General features: G+C 77.3%; 3 protein-coding genes. 1 reads left to right on the top strand and 2 read right to left on the bottom strand.

Going from position 1 to position 2,612, the window contains the following annotated elements:
* The coding region (locus HCN56_RS27485; protein ID WP_376770931.1) for a hypothetical protein at positions 1-699 on the bottom strand (699 nt) is incomplete at its 3' end.
* 297 nt (positions 700-996) lie between these two features.
* Complete coding sequence (locus HCN56_RS25030) at positions 997-1,371, bottom strand: STAS domain-containing protein (RefSeq protein WP_167974861.1); 375 nt, start codon at positions 1,369-1,371, stop codon at positions 997-999.
* A 335-nt stretch (positions 1,372-1,706) separates the two neighbouring features.
* On the opposite strand from HCN56_RS25030, the gene HCN56_RS25025 reads away from it, so the two are divergent.
* Complete coding sequence (locus HCN56_RS25025; protein ID WP_167974859.1) at positions 1,707-2,255, top strand: RNA polymerase sigma factor; 549 nt, start codon at positions 1,707-1,709, stop codon at positions 2,253-2,255.
* Positions 2,256-2,612 lie beyond the last annotated feature (357 nt).

The raw sequence follows: 2,612 nt of genomic DNA, 5'->3' as shown, positions 1-2,612 counted from the left end.
GGCCCCGGCTGCCCGGGGCCGGGCGTCGGGCGCGGCGGTCTCAGGGGCGGAGCGGCGGACGCCCCGTCGCTCCTCGGCGTGCTGTCCGTCGGGGCGGGGGGCGGCCCCGCCCCGCACCGCACCGGCCGGCCGGTGGTCGGGCAGCGCCAACCGCAGCAGCCCGGGCAGGGAGACCACCATGGCCGCCTCGCTCCCGGCGGCCGGCCGGCCCGGCTCGGGCGACGGGGCGGCGACACGGGTGGCGTCGGTCGGTGCTCCGGCCCCGCCGGGGCGCGCCCCGGCCGCGGGCCGGGGAGCGTCGAGGCGGTCCTCCCCCGCCGCCGTGCGGCGGCCGACCGGCCGCGCCGGCTCCGGCGGCCGGGACGGCTCGCGATGACCTGCGGCGGGACGGGCCCGGCGGCCGGCGGAGCCGGCACGCTCGTCGGCACGGGCGTCCCGCTCCTCGGGAGGTTCCTCCGGCCCCTCGTGTTCCTCGTGCGTGTGCGCCTCGCCGGGAAGGAGGAGCCGCAGCACGGCGGGACGACCGGTGTGCACGACCGCGTTGGTCACCAGCTCGGAGACGAGCAGCACCACAGTGTCGGCCGGAGTGCCCGGACCCGGGCCTCCCCCGCCGTCCAACTGGGCTCTGACCCACTCGCGGGCACGCCGCACCTCCGCGGGGTCGGGTCCCAGCTCCAGCTGCCTTCGCAGCTCCTGCACCGCTCACACCATCCGTACCGGCGGACACCACGCCTCACGCCTGGGCGGACCCGACCGCGGCACTGGCGCCGCACTCCCGGGTCTGCACAGCATGAGCGAACGCGCGGTGCCTCAACAAGCACTTCGGACATATTCCGGCGCAAAGGAGTAAGCGAGCGGCTACTGTGCGACACCGCGGACCGCGGTTCGAACACGCCGGTACCGTCAGATGCTTGATTTTGCAACGACCGCGTGCAGCGCCCTGAACACGGGCGCGACCGGGGCACCAGCCCCGTGGGACGCCTCCCGGCGACCGCGTCAGGCGGGCAGCGGCTGGGCCGTGTCGTCGGCCGCCGCGTCCAGATCGGGAAAGCAATCGAACAGGCGTCGCACCCCGAGGGCGGCGAGCACCCGGTTGACGTGCGAGCCGTCCTCGGCGCCCTTGGCGGGCAGGATCAGCCGCAGGCGACCGGCGCAGGAGCGCATCAGTCGGCGGGAGGCGATCAGGACGCCCACGCCGCTGGAGTCGCAGAACTGCACGCCGCCGAGGTCCAGCACCACGTTCTTGCGACCGTCGGCCACGGCGTCGTGGACGTGCTGCCGCACGGTCGGGGCCGTCACGAGGTCCAGCTCGCCCTCGACACGCAGGACGGCCCAGTCTCCCCGCTGCTCGGTCAGCACACTCAACGACACGCGTTCGATGCCCCTTCGCTTCTCGGTGCCGCCGCCCGCGGGTCGCGCCCCGGGCCGGCTCGCCCCTCGCCTACTCTATGCCCGCTCCCGCTCGTTCCGGCCACTGACCGTCGTCCGGCGGCCATCACGCACCGCGCCCGCACCGCGACGCCGGGGGTCCCGGCGTCCGTTCCCCTCGCCATGCCCACTTTTCACGGCCTCACGCATCGGGCGGGGGGCGGCACGGGGATCGCGCCCCCCCCCACGCCGAGGACCGGACGCATATCCGCCCGACAGGTGCCCCACCGTGGGCGGGCCCACTACATTTGTCCCACGCGATGAAGGGTGGGCCCCGCATGGCGCACGAGACACCGCCCCAGTGGGACAGGGACATGCGTCGGCGGCTGCGTCAGGGGGAGGCGGCCGCCCTCGGCGAGCTGTACGACCGCTTCGCTCCCCTCGCCTACGGAACAGCCCGGCGCATCCTCGACGAGGACACCGGCGCGGCCGAGGTCACCGGCGAGGTGTTCGGCCGACTCTGGAGCAGCCCCGAGGAGTTCGACCCCGAGCAGGGCCCGTTGCGGACCTGGATCGCCGACGAGGCGCACCGCCTCGCGGTGGCGGTACTGCGCCGCGCCGGTGGCACCGGGCACGACGCCGCACTCGCCGCCGAGCGGGCGCGGCGGGTCCGCGCCGCCTCCACCGCGGCCCGCGCGGACTACATCGTCACCTCCATGCCCTCCCCGCTCCGCACCGCGCTGGAACTGACGCGGGCGCAGCGGCAGAACACCGCCCAGGTCGCGGCCAGGCTGGGCATCACGGAGGAGGAGGCCCGCCGCCGACTGCGCCTGGGGCTCCAACTGCTCTCGACCGCCGGTGGCTACGCCGCGCCGGAGCGGCCCTGATGGCCGGCCGTGCGGACGGCGACCCACCGGAGCGGGAGGACGCGGCGGGCCGAGGGCGGCGGCGGAACGACGCCGCGTCCGCCGCGTCGGAGACCGCGGAGAGCGTGCCGGAGCAGCGCCCGCGCCGCCCCGCACCGGCCCGCCGCTCCTCCGGTGACCACCCCGCCCCGCCTTCGCCGGCGGCCCCGGGTGGTGGCGGCGGTGTACCGGGGGCGGGCGGCGCCGTCGGTGGCACGGCGGCGGACGGCAGGGTGCCCGACCGCGGGGTGCGGACCTCGGGGGCGGCCGGTCCCCGGTCCGAGGAGGGCACGCCGCCGCCCGCCGCGTCGGGCACGGACCGGACGGCGGGCCCCGGGC

This window comes from Streptomyces lonarensis (assembly GCF_012033735.1).
Lineage (GTDB): Bacteria > Actinomycetota > Actinomycetes > Streptomycetales > Streptomycetaceae > Streptomyces > Streptomyces lonarensis.
The sequence above is the reverse complement of the archived record's forward strand: the minus strand, read 5'-3'. Positions and strand labels throughout refer to the sequence as shown.